General features: G+C 62.3%; 16 protein-coding genes and 1 riboswitch. Of the genes, 10 read left to right on the top strand and 6 right to left on the bottom strand.

What is annotated here, in order from left to right:
• Positions 1–180 precede the first annotated feature (180 nt).
• Positions 181–1086, top strand: a complete 906-nt coding sequence (locus FRAAU_RS11245; RefSeq protein ID WP_014403650.1) for a LysR substrate-binding domain-containing protein — start codon at positions 181–183, stop codon at positions 1084–1086.
• A 95-nt stretch (positions 1087–1181) separates the two neighbouring features.
• Here the strand turns inward: FRAAU_RS11245 and FRAAU_RS11240 are convergent, their stop codons facing one another.
• Positions 1182–2048, bottom strand: a complete 867-nt coding sequence (locus FRAAU_RS11240) for an NAD(P)H-binding protein (RefSeq protein ID WP_041270548.1) — start codon at positions 2046–2048, stop codon at positions 1182–1184.
• A 116-nt stretch (positions 2049–2164) separates the two neighbouring features.
• Here FRAAU_RS11240 and FRAAU_RS11235 point away from each other — a divergent pair, with 116 nt between their 5' ends.
• Positions 2165–2527 carry a winged helix-turn-helix transcriptional regulator gene (locus FRAAU_RS11235; protein ID WP_014403648.1) on the top strand — a complete coding sequence of 121 codons (363 nt, stop codon included), beginning with the start codon at positions 2165–2167 and terminating at the stop codon, positions 2525–2527.
• 78 nt (positions 2528–2605) lie between these two features.
• Here FRAAU_RS11235 and FRAAU_RS11230 read toward each other — a convergent pair whose 3' ends face one another.
• From FRAAU_RS11230 to FRAAU_RS11215, 4 genes are all read right to left on the bottom strand, one after another.
• A complete protein-coding gene (locus FRAAU_RS11230; RefSeq protein ID WP_014403647.1) occupies positions 2606–3163 on the bottom strand; it encodes a flavin reductase family protein in 558 nt (185 codons plus the stop codon).
• 65 nt (positions 3164–3228) lie between these two features.
• Positions 3229–4086, bottom strand: a complete 858-nt coding sequence (locus FRAAU_RS11225; protein ID WP_014403646.1) for an SDR family oxidoreductase — start codon at positions 4084–4086, stop codon at positions 3229–3231.
• A 37-nt stretch (positions 4087–4123) separates the two neighbouring features.
• Complete coding sequence (locus FRAAU_RS11220) at positions 4124–4759, bottom strand: SDR family oxidoreductase (RefSeq protein WP_425598076.1); 636 nt, start codon at positions 4757–4759, stop codon at positions 4124–4126.
• A gap of 164 nt (positions 4760–4923) precedes the next feature.
• Positions 4924–5667, bottom strand: coding sequence for an SDR family oxidoreductase (locus FRAAU_RS11215; RefSeq protein ID WP_014403645.1), 744 nt, complete (start codon positions 5665–5667; stop codon positions 4924–4926).
• Between the two features lie 235 nt (positions 5668–5902).
• On the opposite strand from FRAAU_RS11215, the gene FRAAU_RS11210 reads away from it, so the two are divergent.
• From FRAAU_RS11210 to FRAAU_RS11195, 4 genes are all read left to right on the top strand, one after another.
• Positions 5903–6811 (top strand): AraC family transcriptional regulator, encoded by a 909-nt coding sequence (locus FRAAU_RS11210; RefSeq protein WP_041271083.1) that lies wholly within the window; start codon positions 5903–5905, stop codon positions 6809–6811.
• Between the two features lie 360 nt (positions 6812–7171).
• Positions 7172–7651 (top strand): DUF2778 domain-containing protein, encoded by a 480-nt coding sequence (locus tag FRAAU_RS11205; protein ID WP_014403643.1) that lies wholly within the window; start codon positions 7172–7174, stop codon positions 7649–7651.
• Positions 7652–7659: 8 nt separating this feature from the next.
• Positions 7660–7932, top strand: a complete 273-nt coding sequence (locus FRAAU_RS11200) for a hypothetical protein (protein WP_156803405.1) — start codon at positions 7660–7662, stop codon at positions 7930–7932.
• Positions 7933–8294: 362 nt separating this feature from the next.
• Positions 8295–8582 carry a hypothetical protein gene (locus FRAAU_RS11195; RefSeq protein ID WP_014403641.1) on the top strand — a complete coding sequence of 96 codons (288 nt, stop codon included), beginning with the start codon at positions 8295–8297 and terminating at the stop codon, positions 8580–8582.
• A 256-nt stretch (positions 8583–8838) separates the two neighbouring features.
• Here the strand turns inward: FRAAU_RS11195 and crcB are convergent, their stop codons facing one another.
• Positions 8839–9228: a fluoride efflux transporter CrcB gene (gene crcB / locus FRAAU_RS11190; protein WP_014403640.1), complete on the bottom strand. Its 390-nt coding sequence runs from the start codon at positions 9226–9228 to the stop codon at positions 8839–8841.
• 112 nt (positions 9229–9340) lie between these two features.
• Positions 9341–9405, bottom strand: a riboswitch (Fluoride riboswitch).
• 279 nt (positions 9406–9684) lie between these two features.
• Between crcB and FRAAU_RS11185 the strand changes: the two genes are divergently transcribed.
• The 4 genes from FRAAU_RS11185 (at position 9685) to FRAAU_RS11170 (ending at position 15110) form a co-directional block, all read left to right on the top strand.
• Positions 9685–10668 (top strand): hypothetical protein, encoded by a 984-nt coding sequence (locus FRAAU_RS11185; protein WP_156803404.1) that lies wholly within the window; start codon positions 9685–9687, stop codon positions 10666–10668.
• Between the two features lie 66 nt (positions 10669–10734).
• Positions 10735–11601: a DUF3667 domain-containing protein gene (locus FRAAU_RS11180; protein ID WP_014403638.1), complete on the top strand. Its 867-nt coding sequence runs from the start codon at positions 10735–10737 to the stop codon at positions 11599–11601.
• A 141-nt stretch (positions 11602–11742) separates the two neighbouring features.
• Positions 11743–13794, top strand: coding sequence for a putative bifunctional diguanylate cyclase/phosphodiesterase (locus tag FRAAU_RS11175; protein ID WP_217176222.1), 2052 nt, complete (start codon positions 11743–11745; stop codon positions 13792–13794).
• A gap of 80 nt (positions 13795–13874) precedes the next feature.
• A complete protein-coding gene (locus FRAAU_RS11170) occupies positions 13875–15110 on the top strand; it encodes an NAD(P)/FAD-dependent oxidoreductase (protein WP_014403636.1) in 1236 nt (411 codons plus the stop codon).
• Positions 15111–15219: the final 109 nt, after the last annotated feature.

Here is a 15219-nt window from a genome sequence, read left to right as displayed (position 1 = left end):
ATTGTGCTTCCATCCTTGTCACATGCATGGAAGTTTAGTTCCATGGGAGTAGATGAAAAAGCGGACAAAGAAATTTTCACTATTTGAATAAATGCAATAATTAGTCGTTTCAGCCCTCATGCGATGAGGGCCCCAACGCTGGCGTCTTAGCGCGCCCACCCTCACAAGGAGATGTTCACCATGGATAGACTGCAAGCCATGGTGACTTTTGTGCGCGTGATCGAGGCCGGCAGTTTCAAGCAGGCTGCCGATACGCTGAACGTGCTTGCGTCAACCGTCACGCGCAACATCAAGGAACTGGAATCGCACCTGGGCACGCGGCTGCTCAATCGCACGACGCGCGCTGTCAGCGCCACCGATGCAGGTCTGCGCTTCTACGACAGTTGCAAGGCGATCCTGCGTGAACTGCAGGAGGCCGAGGCCCAAGCTTCTCAACAAGCCGAAGCGCTACACGGCACGATCAAGATCGGCACCACCTCGTCGCTGGCCAGGCATTGCCTGATTGCAGCTTTACCAGCGTTCATTCGCCGCCACCCCCGAGTCAAACTGGAACTGCATCTGTCTGACATCACGGCAGATGTCGTTCGACAGGGACTGGACTGTGTGATCCGCACCGGCAACCTGCGCAACTCACAGTTGGTGGCCCGGCGCATCGCTCGCTTTCACTGGATCGTCTGCGGCGCCCCGGATTACCTTTCGCAGCACGGAACGCCTGGCAACCTCCAAGACTTGCAACAGCACGTCGCGGTGGGCTACCACGGCGGCCAAGCTGGACGCCTGGCACATTGGAATTTCCAGGACGGCGCGCAGACCACTGCCATTGCCATGCGGGAATGCATCCGCGTCGATGACACCGACGCCTACGTGGAAGCCGGTATCGCCGGCCTGGGCCTGATCCGCGTGGCCAGCTACATGGTGCGAGATCACTTGGCTGCAGGCCGACTGGTCCGTGTGCTGGAGGCGGCGAATGCCGAACCGGAGCCAATTTCCGTTCTTTACCCACACAGCCGGCACCTTTCCCCGGTAGTGCGGGCTTTCGTCGACTGGGGCAGCGAAGTGGTGGCGCGGGCATCGAGCCAGTGGTGATGCAACTGGCCATTGAAGACCTGCGGCTCCACCCTGATTCTGCGCTCTTACAAGTTTTCGATCCTGTACGATGAAGGCTCCCTGCACGCGAATGACTACGACTGCCTCAGTCCGTCGGCTGTTCTCGCAAGAATCTCGGCCAGAGAACACGGCGCGCATCCGGTCAAACGCTCGATGTCACCGCTGACGAGGTCATAGGCGCCGCGCGCCTGCCGCGCCTTCATGGATATCACTGCGTCGATAATGACCTCAGGCAGCCCTGCCTTGATCAGCCCGGCTCTCAGTCCTTCGGCGGGCATCACGTTCAAGACGAAAGGACGCTGCACAAGCTGCTCAATCAACCTGCAGACCGTTTCACCGCGCAGGACGTCAGATCCCGTCAGCTGATAAATGGCGCCCTCGTGGCCCTCACTGCTCAGTGCAGCGGCTGCTGCTTTGGCCACATCACTGCGCGAAACGAAACTGACGCGGCTGTCCGCAAGCGTGGGAAGCCCGCCTGCAGTCAAGGACATCCGCACCTCCTCGGCCAGCGTTTCGGAAAAATAGCTCATGCGCAGAATCGTCCAAGCGGGGATCGCACTCTTGATCAACGTTTGCTCACTGTGCCAGTACGCCGCGCCAACGGCTGGTTCCTCCTCACGCTGCGTTCCCGTTGCCGACAACAGGAAGACGTGACCGACCTGGGCGCGTGCCGCCGCATCCAGGGCCGCCAGCATCTGACGTGAGCGAATCCCCGGCTGCAGGTCAGGCCCAGGAATCAAGATCAGGCGATCCAGGCCCTGATAGGCCGCCGCCAGTGTCTCGGGTTGGTCGTAGTCGCCCAAGCGGCCTTCGTAGGCTCGATCGGTCTTGGGCGTGCGCGAAATCGCCACCACATCTTCCGCTGCGACCGTTTCTACAAGTGCCTGGACAACTGCACTGCCAAGCTGACCACTGGCACCGCTGACGCCTATTTTCATCATCACAATCCATGGTTATTTATTGTTCGTTAGGATAAATTTGTTCCTATAATCCAACAAGAACGCACTAATTCATGCGTGAGGTACACCAATGTTCCTGTCGGCCCGAAGGAGAAGCCATGGAGAATTTGGAGGCTGAATGTCGCGGCCTGGCAGACGTGATTGCACGCATTGGCGACAAGTGGACGGTCATGGTCTGTGGCCATCTGTCAGAAGGCACCCATCGTTTCAACGCGTTGAAGCACCGTATTCCCGGCATCTCTCACCGAATGCTGACCATCACCCTGCGCGGACTCGAACGCGATGGACTTGTGGCGCGCAAAGCCTATGCCACCGTCCCGCCGAAGGTTGAGTATTGCCTGACCCCATTGGGGCGAAGCCTGACAGAACCTCTGGCAGCCCTGGCAAGTTGGGCGCGAGAGAACCGGCAGGCCCTTGAACAATCCCGCGCCGCATTTGATCGTCGTACCGCGCGGGATTGAGCTGACTTTGTCGGAGAGCAGCGCTGGCGCTGTGAAGTGATGAAGCGCGCGCCGGTAATCAGCGGCGCATGCGAGGCCTCATCCCATCAAGTCGCGCCACTTGGTCATGCGCGCGCCCAGGTCGAGCGTATCGCCATCGACGCTGAAGAGGCCATCGCCCTGGTGGTGGATCAACCGCGTTTCCTTGCGTGCCGTATCAATCCAGACGCGTTGGACCTCCAGCACCCACAGGTTGTAGCGGCGTACCCAGCCATCATCGGCGACGCGGCATTCCAGGTTCGCCCAGCACTCGCGTACCAGCGGTGCCTCCACGGTTTGCGCGGATGCGGGCGTCAGGCCGAAATGGGCGAACTTGTCGAGTGCATCGCCCGAGCAGTTGCCGATGTCAACCACCGTCTCGGCCAGATCCACCGTGGGCACGGCCAGCACGCATTCGCCTGTGTCCGACAGGGCGTGATGGCTGTGGTCCCATGGCCCGATGATGGCCCCGACCAGGGGCGGATCGTGCTGCACCATCATGTGGAAGCCCATCGTCATCAGGTTGGCGCGGCCATCGGCATCGCGCGTGGCGACCAGCACGATAGGGCCGGATTCGAGGATGCGGTAGGCCTTTTCGGCGGGCAACTCATTGAACATGGTGTGATCTCCTAATGCCCGGAGAGGCACGTAGCATCCCGCCACGTGCCCGCCCTCGTGCGAAATTACTCTGCGAAATCAGTGGAATCGGATGCGCCACGCCATGCGTCCAGATCCTTGCGAACCGCCTGCATCTTCTGCTCGGCCAGCGTGTTGGCAATCTTGCCGGCGAACAAATGCACCGGCGGCTCGGCAACGGTTGCGGCTTGCAGGATTAGCGTGGCCACTTTCTCTGGGTCGCCTGCCTGCTTGCCGTCCAGGCCGTTCAAGTGCAGATCCAGCGAGGCCTGCGCCTCGGTGTAGTCAGCGATCGAACGCTTGGCCACCACCAGTGTGTCCTTGGACAGGAAACCAGTGCGCACCGGGCCGGGATAGACCGCGGTGGCCTTGATACCCAGCTCGGCCAGTTCGGCGGCCAAGGTCTCGGTCAGGCCAGCGATTGCGAACTTGGAGGCAACGTAGCTGCCCCAGCCCGCATAGCCGCCCTGGAAGCCGACGATGGAGGCCACGTTGAACACATGCCCGCTGCGCTGGGCGCGCAAGTGCGGCAGCGCGTGGCGCAGCACATGCAGCGGCGCGAACACGTTGACCTCGAAATTGCGGCGCAGTTCGGCATCGCTCAGCGCCTCGACGGTACCTTGCTGGCCGTAGCCGGCGTTGTTGACCACGCAATCGATGCGGCCGAAGGTGGCAACGGTCTTGTCGATGGCGGCTTGGACACTGGCCTCAGCGACCAGATCCACCTCCAGCGCAAGCAGCCGCTCACTACTATCCCCAAACGCCTGATGCAGGCTGGCCAGCGTGCGCGAGGTGGCGGCCACCGCATCCCCGCGGAGCAAGGCTTGCCGCGCAAGCGACAGGCCGATGCCGCGCGCGGCGCCGGTGATGAACCAGACTTTGGAAGGGTTTGCTTGTTGTTGCATGGATGAAAACTCCTGTGAGGTTGAAATATGGGTTGCGTTACTGGATGGCTATGCTCATGCCGCCGTCGGCCATGACTACTGCGCCGACGATGTAGCTGGCCTGGTCAGAAGCCAGGAAGGCGGCGACCTGCGCGATTTCCTCGGGACGCGCGGCGCGGCAAATGGGCGCCTTGCGGCCGTGTTCGGCCAGATAGGCCTGGCCATCGGGCTGGATGGCGTTGGTGATGTTGGTGACGGCATCGCCCGAGCCGACCGCGTTTACGCGGATGCCGTGGGAGATGGCCTCCAGCGCCAGCGTGCGGGTCAATTGCGCCAACGCGCCCTTGGACGCGGCATAGGCGGCAATGCCGGGAAAGCTCTGGTAGCAGGCGTAGGAGCCAATGCTGACGATGGCGCCGGAGCCGGCGGCCATCATCGGACGCATGGCGGCGCGGGAGAACAGGAAGGCACCGGTGGCATTGACCGACAGCACCTGGTTCCATTCCGCCAGGCTCATCTCGGCGACCTGGCGATTGATGATGATGCCGGCGTTGTTGACTAGGATGTCAAGGCGACCGAATCGCTCAGTGGCTGTCTGCACGGCCAGTTCGGCGCTGGCTTCCTGCGCCACGTCGGCCACGATGGGCACCACACGCTCACGCGCTAAGGCATGGACGTTATCGCCACGGCCCACCGCGACGATGCGTGCGCCCTAGCGATGCAGCAATTCGACAGTTGCCAAGCCGATGCCGCTGGCCGCGCCAGTGACGATGGCTACTCGCTCGGCGAACGGCAGGATAGGTGAGGAAATATTGGCTTCGGACATAAAAACTCCTTGTAAATGAATAGATGTCAGGATCAATACGGACTGGCCGTGGGACGCACGATGAGCTCGCTCACGTCCACGCCATCGGGCTGCGCGATGGCATACGCAATGGCCTGCGCTACGGCCTGCGGTGGCAAGGCGATGCGGCGGAACGCAACCATGGCCTCGCGCGCGGCTGGATCGGTGATGTGATCGGCCAGTTCGCACTCGACCAAGCCGGGGCTGACCAGCGTCACCCGGATGGCATCGGTCTCCTGGCGCAGCCCATCGGAGATGGCGCGCACTGCGAACTTGCTGGCGCAATAGACCGCAGAAGACGGCCACACCTGATGCGCGCCGACCGAGGCGATGTTGACGATGTGCCCATGGCCCTGCGCCTGCATGATCGGCAGCACGGCGGCAATGCCGTGCAGCACGCCGCGCACGTTGACGTCCAGCGTGCGGTTCCACTCCTCGATCTTCAGTGCGGCCAGTGGCGAAAGTGGCATGACACCGGCGTTGTTGATAAGCACATCGACGCGGCCATGCGCGGCATGTGCTTTGGCGACGATGGCTTGCAGATCTTCGAGGTGCGTGACGTCCAACTGCACCGCCTCGACATGGCCACCCTCGGCGCGCAGTTCGTCCTGCAAGGCGGTGATCCGGTCCAGGCGCCGCGTTCCGATGTAGAGGTGGTGTCCTTGCCTTGCCAAACGGCGGGCCGTGGCCTCGCCGATGCCGCTGCTGGCGCCAGTGAGCACGATGACCTTAGTAGTGTCCGGTGTCGTGGATAGCATGATTTCTCTTTGTGATTTCTTGGCTGGCGCGGAGGCAAGCCAAGGCATTGCAAACAAGGTGAAATCGTAGGCAGGACCGCCTGGACGGACTAGGTCGATACCTCTTGCATAATTGCCTAAACCTATTTTATAACTGCCTTAAACAGGCATGATTATGCAAAAATATAGCCATATCATCATTCCTTAAGGAAAAGGCATGCTCCATGCGCAACCGGATCTGTCACGGCAGGCGGAAATGGCCGAATTGATCCTGCAACTGGCTCCGCAGGAGGGCCACACCCGCTCACTGCTCGATGGCGTGCGCCTGATGCGCGCCGATCACCCGCTGGGCCGCACACCCGTGCTGTACGAGCCGAGCATCGTCATCGTCTGCCAGGGCCACAAGCGCGGCTACCTTGCCAATCGGGTCTATCACTATGACCCTCAACACTACTTGGTGCTATCGGTGCCACTGCCGTTTTCGACCGAAACCGACGCCAGCCCCGACGAGCCCTTGCTGGCGGTGTCCGTGCGTCTGGACATGACCGCTGTGGCCGACCTGGTCATCGAGGTCGATCAACAAGCCAGCGCAGCGTCCACGGCGCCCGCCGGCATCGTCTCGACGCCCTTGGACGCTACGCTGGCCGACACCACTGTGCGCTTGCTGCGGGCATTGCGCTCGCCACTCGAAGCACGGGTGCTCGGGCCGGCCATCGTGCGGGAATTGTGCTTCCGCGTGTTGCTTGGGGAACAAGGCGGCGCCATCCGCGCGGCCCTGGCCAGCCACGGCAACTTCGGCCGCATTGCGCGGGTGCTGCGGCGCATCCACACCGACTACGCCCAGCCGCTGGACGTGGCCGCACTGGCGGGCGAGGCGGGCCTGAGCGTGCCGGCCTTTCATGCGCATTTCAAGACCGTGGCCGCCACTTCGCCCATCCAGTACATCAAGTCGGTGCGGCTGCACCAGGCCCGGCTGATGATGATCCGCGACCATCTCACCGCAGCCGGCGCTGCGGTGCGCGTCGGTTACGAAAGTCCCTCGCAGTTCAATCGCGAGTTCAAGCGCCTATTTGGCCGCAGCCCGGGCGAGGAAGCGCGCGAAATGCGTTCGGCCTTCGCATTGATGGAGCCTGCACAGGTTGCGGAGGCTGCAGCGATGCATTGAGGCGCGCGACGCAATCCACCTACCTGTCGCCATTCCGATCCACAAGGTGGCTTCACTTTATAGCTACTGAGGTATGAATCAAACGAGCTCTCCCGAACGCACACTGTCGATCGACGGCGCTCGCATCGAGGGCATCGCGGATTTCTAGGCTGGGATCAATCGAGTCTTCGTGGCGCAGGAAGACTGGGGGTTCTACCCCGAAATTACGGACGGTTTGGAGCGGGCTGAAAACTTGAGGTCCTGTATCGCAACGCCTATACGATGAGTTGATCCCATCGCCACGTCCTCTCAACCCCCATCATGCTTCCCTCCCCAGACCCGCCCGCATTCGGGCCATGCCCCTGGTGATGGAGGCCTCCCATGCCTGCGCGCTGCACGTTTCGACTGAGTCATGTTCCCATCAGTGCCCTGGTATGTGACGACCGAGCCTATGCGGCCTTCTCCGGGGAGAGGGGGCATGAAAACAATCCAGATGATACGGCGCTGGTGGGCAAGGGGCCGCTGCCGGTTGGGCGTTACTACATCGTCGACCGACATGGTGGGGGCCATCTGGGCTGGCTATGGGACGAGCTGACCTATCTGCTCAATGGGGTACGCCGCGAGGACTGGTTCGCGCTGTATGGAAAAGACGGAATGATCGACGACAGGACGTTTGTCCATGGGGTTCAACGTGGCAACTTCCGTCTGCACCCAAGAGGGCGACGTGGTATCAGCGAGGGATGCATCACCTTGATGTCACCTCAGCAGCTCAGGCCGCTGCGTCTTTACCTGCGATCCCTGCCCACCCAGCTGATCCCGGGCACCGCGATCCCTTGCTACGGCACTGTGGACGTGCTATGACCATCATCTTGCGCATACTCCTTGTGCTGTCGCTGACCTTGGTCCTGTCCTGGCTGGCTTATCACCGCGCTTTGTTTGACGCACTGTATTCCAGCAAAAGCTGGCAAGCGACCTATATCTGGCTGGCGGCTCGATTTAGGGTGATCGGTCCGGAGCAGGGTGACAATCTGCTGATGGCGATGACTCTCGGCCTGTCATGGCTGCTGGCCTCCGCTGGCGTGACGCTCGGGTCGTGCGCGATGCGTGGCTGTCTGCGTCAACGGAACAGGGAGGCAGATTGAGTCGGGATAGCTGGCGATCATGGGTCTCCATGGTTCCGGACAGTGTGCCCGGCGCATCAGCTGCGCCGGTACCGATCCTGGTTTGATAACGGATCGCAAGGGCATGGAATGGACTGGATGCTTTTGATCAATCCGCGCTGAGTGCACTGATCCGCTGCCGACTGATCTCCGCCTTGCGTTCGAACCCGATGGGGCCGCGGTCCGCGGCCATGGCTTGCTCTGACTGGGATGGCCGTGCCGACAAGGCGTGTGCCGGGAGGGTTCCGGTCAGTGATTTCACTTGGCACCCACTCTATCTTCAAATTTTATAGACATATGTAACGGTCCACTATGGCGTCTTTTCAAAACGCAGTGGACGCGCGATGAAACTGGTGTTCAAGGCGGTATGGGTGGGTGTCTTGACCATGGCCCTGTCATTGATCAGCTATCGATGGTCGCTGCTGGATCCTTGGCTGGATCAGCTGGGGGGATGGCAGTTGTATGACTGGTTGTCCGGCGCTTTCAACCGGATGGGGGCGGAGCGTGGAAGCCAGTTGCTGCTGGTGCTGATCGGCGTTGATGCCTTTGCCTTGGCCTTGTTGCTGGTGACCTTGGCAAGCAGGCTGTCGGGTCAGGTTCGCCGTCATGCCAAGTCGCCTCTTGCACGTTAGTTCGCTGGTGATGTTTGCGGTCTGCAGCAGTGGGCAGCGGCACTTGTTGCTCCAGTGCGAAGCCCACTGCGCAAGGCAGGCGAGCCACCGCCGAGACCGGGCGATCAGTCCGGGGAAACCGCCGTGCAGCGCATTTCTCATGTCAGTCATACGAAGATACCGCCGGGTCTCCTCGAATGATGGAAGCCTGGCCGTTCGCGGATGGAGGTCCAGGGTCAGGATGCTTCTTTGTGGTTCCGGAGCCGGCAGGCCAGGCTCAATGCGGGCGCAGGGCCTGATAGCACCACATGCCGAGGGCCGTCATCAGCAGTGATCCAATGACGTGGATCATGATGGCGGCGATGGCATGGAGCAGGCGGCCGCTTTGCAGATGAGTGACGACCTCGGCGGAAAATGTCGAGAAAGTGGTCAGGCCGCCGCAGAAGCCGGTGGTGATCAGCAGTTTCCAGGCCGGGCTGAGATGGGGGTTGCCGGCGAAGAAGGCGATGGCCAGGCCGATGATGAAGCCCCCGACCAGGTTGGCGACGAGGGTGCCGGGCGGCAGGTTGGGGAACAGATGGTTGAGCTGGATGCCAAGGAACCAGCGTACCAGACAGCCGACGGCACCACCGATCAGAACGGCGAAGAATGATGGGGTCAGGTTCATGCGCAGGCTCCCCGATCGCAGGCGTGGCAGGCGGGGAGGTTTGAGTGGTGATCGGGCATGGCGGCGCTCCAGCAGGTATCAATGGGCGCACGGCTACGCGCCCCGGTCAAAGGGTGGCGTAGGCATCATCAGCCTTGCGGCGGTTGGGACAGGAGGCATGCCATCTCCCATCGAAAAGATAGCCCAGATTTTCGGCTGCGGGCAAGCACCATCATCGAGTCAGCCGGGAGTCGGGGTCTTTGGGGCGTGCTTGCGTATACTGGCCCATTCCCCGTGGTGGGGTGTCGGCGGTCGGGATGATCGCCGCTGCTGGAATGCCGACGCGAGAGGCCGTGCGTGATGGATGGTGTATGGATTCGCCGATGCCTTGGGCTGACGGTCTGGTTGGTACTTGCCGTTCCGGCTTTGGCGCGCGCACGTCATCCGGTCGTGGCACCGGGGCCCGAAGCGATGTCGATGCAGATCAAGAATGATCGGCTGACGATGATGCTGGTGAAGTTTCCCCAGGTCTATCTGGCCGGCCCCCTGGATGCCGATGCGCCCGAGCGGTTCCTGGCCTTGATGCGAAAAGGCGCTGTGCCGGACGGTTCGGATGTGTATCTGGACTCGGATCGAGGTGATGCCGAGGCCGGCATGGCCCTGGGCCGGTTGTTCCGCATTCACCGGATGGTGACCCATGTCGGGGCCCGGTCTCGTCCGGGCAGTTACGGCAGGGCGGCCGCGGCGCGGACCGCGAGCTGTGTCGATGCCTGTACCTATGCATGGCTGGGCGGCCTGTATCGATGGGCGCCAAGCGGTACGGACCGGATCGGTCTGCATCAGGCCTTGCTGCCCGGGCAGCGACCTGTGTTCAGCGATTATCTGGCGAGCATGGGCTTGAGCCGGCGCCAGCTCGGTGCAGTGATGCAGGTATTGACAGCGGATATGGTCTGGTTCGATACCCGCCTGCTGCTGACCTGGTCGGTGGCCAACAATGGCCGTCAGCCGCTGACGGCAAGTTATCAGCTGACTCCCGATGGCGCGCAGCTGACCTATCTGCAGACCGTGCGGGAAGGCCGGCACCGTATACTGCTCAGCTGCAGTCGGTCGGGTGCCACTCTGACCGCGATCAATGAGCTGGGGGCACGCCGCAGTCTGATGCTGTGGCCGCGAGTGACCAATACCTATTTCGAGATCGATCATCAGGCCATGGCGGGGCCGCGTGGTCCCTCGGCCCGTCGCACGGATGAGGGCCTGCAGTTCGGGCGAACCCTGGATCTTGCCCAGCTGCGGCAGATTCTGGATGCGGAGTCGCTGGGGGCCTGGATGCAGGACCGCAACGGCATGGTCCGCTATGGATTCACCATCGGTCCGGTGGCGGTACGCAGCAGCACCCAGTTCTTTCTTGAGGCATGTCGTCATATGCTGGAGCCTCGGTTGACGGGCATGGTTGCCCGCTGATCCATTGGTCGTGTCGTGACCGGCTCAGGTCGTCGCGACTGTTTTCATGATGCAAGGGGCGGATGGATGGAAGACAAGACAGCACGCGCTCCTGCCGGCGCAACGGGCTGGGAGACGCACTGCCTGAATTGCGGCACCGCACTGGAAGGGCATTACTGCTATCGGTGCGGGCAGCGGGCCGGTCCGGACGAGCGTTCGATCAAGGCCTTGTGCGGCGAATTCTTCGAAATGCTGACCCATGCCGACAGCAAGTTCTGGCGCACGATCCGTCGTCTGGCGCTCAGTCCGGCCTCGTTGACCCGGGATTATGTCCAGGGACGGCGGATGTCGGAAATTCCGCCGGTACGGATGTTCTTCGTGGTCATCATCATGATGTTTGCCGTGCAGTCTCTGATTCCTTCGGGGCATGTGGTCACCGTGATCAAGCCGGACGATACCGCGCATACGGCGGGGCAGGTGCAGGGCTGGCAACTGGCCGGCCATCCGCAGATCACGGCCTGGGTGCACCGTCATGTCAGTGCCGCTGTCCGCAATCCGCAGGAGGTGGTGGCGGTGATGCGGGAGTGGTCGGAGCGCTTTGTGCTGCTGCTGCTGCCTCTGGCTTCCGGCATGTTGTGGCTGCTGTATCTGTGGCCGGGGCATCGTCATCTGTATGACCATGTGATTTTCACAGTACACTCGCTGACTTTCAGTTTCGCCGTCTTCACGGTGGCGGTCGCACTGTCGCAGGTACTGGGTGACAGTGCCTGGTGGCTGTTATGTTGGCCACCATTGCATCTGTATCGCCACTTGCGTGGCTTTTATGGCAGCAGCCGGATGGGAACCATGTTGCGAATGGCCGTCCTGCTCGGGATGTCTCTGCTGGCGGTGACGATCCTGTTGTCGGCCCTCAGTCTGCTGAGTCTGCAACTGGGCACGTCCGAAGCTGGCTGACAACCGGCGGCGCTTCCCTTGATGCCGTTTCCTGGCGGAGACCTTGTGTGGCCGTCGGCCGCCGCTTTCGACGGCCTGTCGTTTTGATCTTTTCGGTTCAGGCCTTGACCGCCTGTAGGGCCTATGCAAAGCAGTTTTGATGTGAGCTTGGTGGTGCTGTCGGTGCTGGTGGCGGCCTTGGCCTCGTATACGGTACTGGACCTGTCCAGTCGAATTGTATCGATGCACGATGGGCGTCGTCGGACGGGTTGGTTGCTGGGTGGTGCACTGGCCATGGGGGCGGGGATCTGGTCGATGCACTTCATCGGCATGCTGGCTTTTTCGCTGCCGATCCACGTGGCCTACGATCCCTGGATCACGATGACCTCGCTGGGGCTGGCTGTCGGTGTGTCGTATTTCGCGCTACACGTGATGGCGCGTCCCGAGTTGCGATATCGCCCCCTGCTGGGCAGTGCGCTGTTGATGGCGGCAGGCATCTGCAGCATGCATTACACCGGCATGGCGGCGATGCGGATGCTGCCGGGCATCGAGTACCGGCCGGGTCTGGTGCTGCTGTCGATACTGATCGCGGTAGTGGCATCGGTGGCCGCCTTGTCGGCGGCGCGGTGCCTGAACAAGGCCTCTGCCCGCGGGCTGCTGCCCAAGCGGGTCGCGGTCGCCTGCGTGATGGCGGTGGCGATCACCGGCATGCACTACACCGGGATGGCTGCCGCCAGGTTCCCGCCCGGCTCGATATGCGGCGTGGTGCATGGACTCAGCACGCAAGGCCTGGTTCTGCCGGTCACGCTGGTGGTGGTGCTGTTGCTGATCATGACCTTGCTCTCATCCTGGATGGATGCCAGCAATCAGCGTCTGGAAGGCTCGGTGGATCAGCTGAGCGGGCAGATGGTCCGGCTGGCGGCGCTGGACATGCTGACCGAACTGCCGAACAGGCGCACCTTGATGGAGGGCATCGAGCGGATCATCCAGGCCGAGGGTGCGCAGCAAGAGCCATTTGCCGTGCTGTTCATGGATCTGGACGGCTTCAAGACCATCAATGACTCCTTGGGTCACGCGGTAGGCGACGAGGTCCTGAAGGCTTTTGCCACGCGCCTGCAGCAATGCGTCCGCAAGAGCGACATGGTGGCCAGACTGGGTGGGGATGAATTCGTGGTGGTCATCCATCAGCTGCGTTCGGTCGAAGCGGTGACCCGGATCGTCGAATCGATGCTGGCGCGGATGCGCGAGGGAAACTGGCATGATGGTGTATCCCTGCAGGTGATACCCAGCGTCGGCATCGCCTTGTATCCGCAGGATGGCGAGAGTGTCGATGTCTTGCTGAAAAACGCCGATATCGCCATGTATGAAGCCAAGCGCGGCGGACGCGGCACCTATCGTTTTTTTGACTGGAGCATGAATCAGGCCGCCACCCGGATTCTGAAGATCCAGCAGGGTCTGCATGAGGCCACCACCCATGGCTGGTTCAAACTGCATTACCAACCCAAGTTCAGTGCAGACGGCCGCCGTCTGCAAGGCGCCGAAGCCTTGCTGCGCTACACCCATCCCGAACTGGGCGTGATCAGTCCGCAGGAATTCATCGGTATCGCCGAGCGGTCCGGGCTGATCGTGCAGATCGGCGAATGGGTGGTGCGTGAAGCCTGTCGCCAGCTGCGCAGCTGGCAGCTGCAGAATATCGGTCCCTTGAAGCTGGCCATCAATCTGTCGCCGCGCCAGTTGATCCAGCCCGATCTGCTGCAAGGTGTGCTGGCGATCGTGAAGCAGGAGGCGGTCGAGCCGGCCTGGCTGATGTTCGAGATCACCGAGACGGTGGCGATGCAGGACGCGGCCCATACGGTGGAAACCATTCATGCCTTCCAGCAGGCCGGTTTTGATGTAGCGATCGATGATTTCGGCACGGGCTATTCCAGCCTGGCCTATCTGCAGCGCTTCCGGGTACGGCAATTGAAGATCGACGGCTTTTTCACCCAGGGCCTGGATGCCGCGGGTGAAGAAGGTGAGGCGATCGTATCGGCGATCATCGCCCTGGCCCATTCGCTGGGCATGGATGTGGTGGCCGAGGGTGTAGAGACCGCGACCCAGCTGGAAAAGCTGAAATCGCTGCAATGCGACCAGATCCAGGGGTTTCTGCTGGGGCGGCCGATGCCTGCCGAGGCCTTTGCCGAAAAGATCGAGGGCTGGCTGGCGGTGGCCTGAGGCGGAGGCGCGCGTGGCATAATCGGGCGTTCCGCAGACTGGCGCCGAGAGCGTGTCTGCGTCGTCAGACAGGATGCTTCATGAGTGAATCGAATCTTCATATCGTGGTGGTCGGTGCCGGGCAGGCCGGTGCCGACTGCGTGAACGCGCTGCGTCAGCAGGGGTTTGCCGGCCGCTTGAGCCTGATCGGTGACGAGCCCCGGCTGCCGTATCGTCGTCCGCCCCTCTCCAAGGCCTGTCTGCTGGGCCAGGCCGGCGTCGACAGTCTCGGTCTGCGTTCTGCCGCAGCCTGGGAGAAGCTGGATGTCGAGATGCGGATGGGGCAGTCCGTCGAGCATCTGGATCGGGCCGCCCGCCAATTGCAGTTGCTGGATGGCAGCCGGCTGGACTACGACCGGCTGGTACTGGCCACCGGCAGTCGCGCCCGCCGCTGGACCTTGCCGGGCGGTGATCGTTCGAACGTGCATACCTTGCGCAGCATCGATGATCTGCAGCGCCTGCTGCCGGCCTGGCAGGCCGGGCGGCGCCTGGTCGTGATCGGTGGCGGCTATATCGGCCTGGAAGTGGCGGCGGCTGCCAGCCAGCATGGCCTCAAGGTGACCGTGGTCGAAAACCAGCCCCGACTGCTGGCCCGGGTGGCCGTGCCCTTGCTGTCCGATTTCTATCTGCAACTGCATCAAGACCATGGTGTCGAATTCGAGCTGGGTCAGGGCGTGGCCCATTTGCTGGGCGAGCCCGAGGTCACGGCGGTCGAGTTGAGTGATGGTCGGCAACTGGAATGTGATCTGGTGGTGGTGGGTATCGGCTCGCTGCCGAATACGTCGCTGGCCTCCGAGTCAGGTCTGGAGGTCAATGACGGCATCGTGGTCGATGCGGGCATGCAGACCTCGGATCCGGCGGTCTGGGCCATCGGTGATTGCTGCCGGCACTTCAACACCTTCTATCAGGCCCGTATGCGGATGGAGTCGGTGCCGGCCGCGCAGGAGCAGGCCAAGGTGGCTGCCGCGACGATTCTGGGCAAGGCGCCACCCGCGCATGCCGTGCCATGGTTCTGGTCCGACCAGTATGACGTCAAGCTGCAGATGATCGGCCAGCCGGTGGCCGAGGCCGAGCTGGTGGTCCGTGGTGACCCGGCGGGTGGGGATTTCAGTCTTTGCCAGGTGCAGCAAGGCATCATCGTCGCTGCCGCCACCCTCAACCGCACCCAGGAGTTCGTGGCATTGCGCCGGCTGGTGGGCGAGCGGATCGCGGTGGATGCGGTGGCGCTGGCCGATCCCGAGCTGGCCTTGAAAAGTCTGCTGCCGTCCGCGGTCTGAGTGTCGATGGATGCGAGGCGATCCGGGTCCATTCGTGATCCGGCCCGCCTTGGAGTTTGTCCCAGGTGATGCGGGGCCGGCCCGGTCGCCAGACTTGCCCGGGCGGGCA

The organism is Frateuria aurantia DSM 6220, from assembly GCF_000242255.2.
GTDB lineage: Bacteria > Pseudomonadota > Gammaproteobacteria > Xanthomonadales > Rhodanobacteraceae > Frateuria > Frateuria aurantia.
This window is presented reverse-complemented; position numbering and strand designations above follow the sequence as displayed.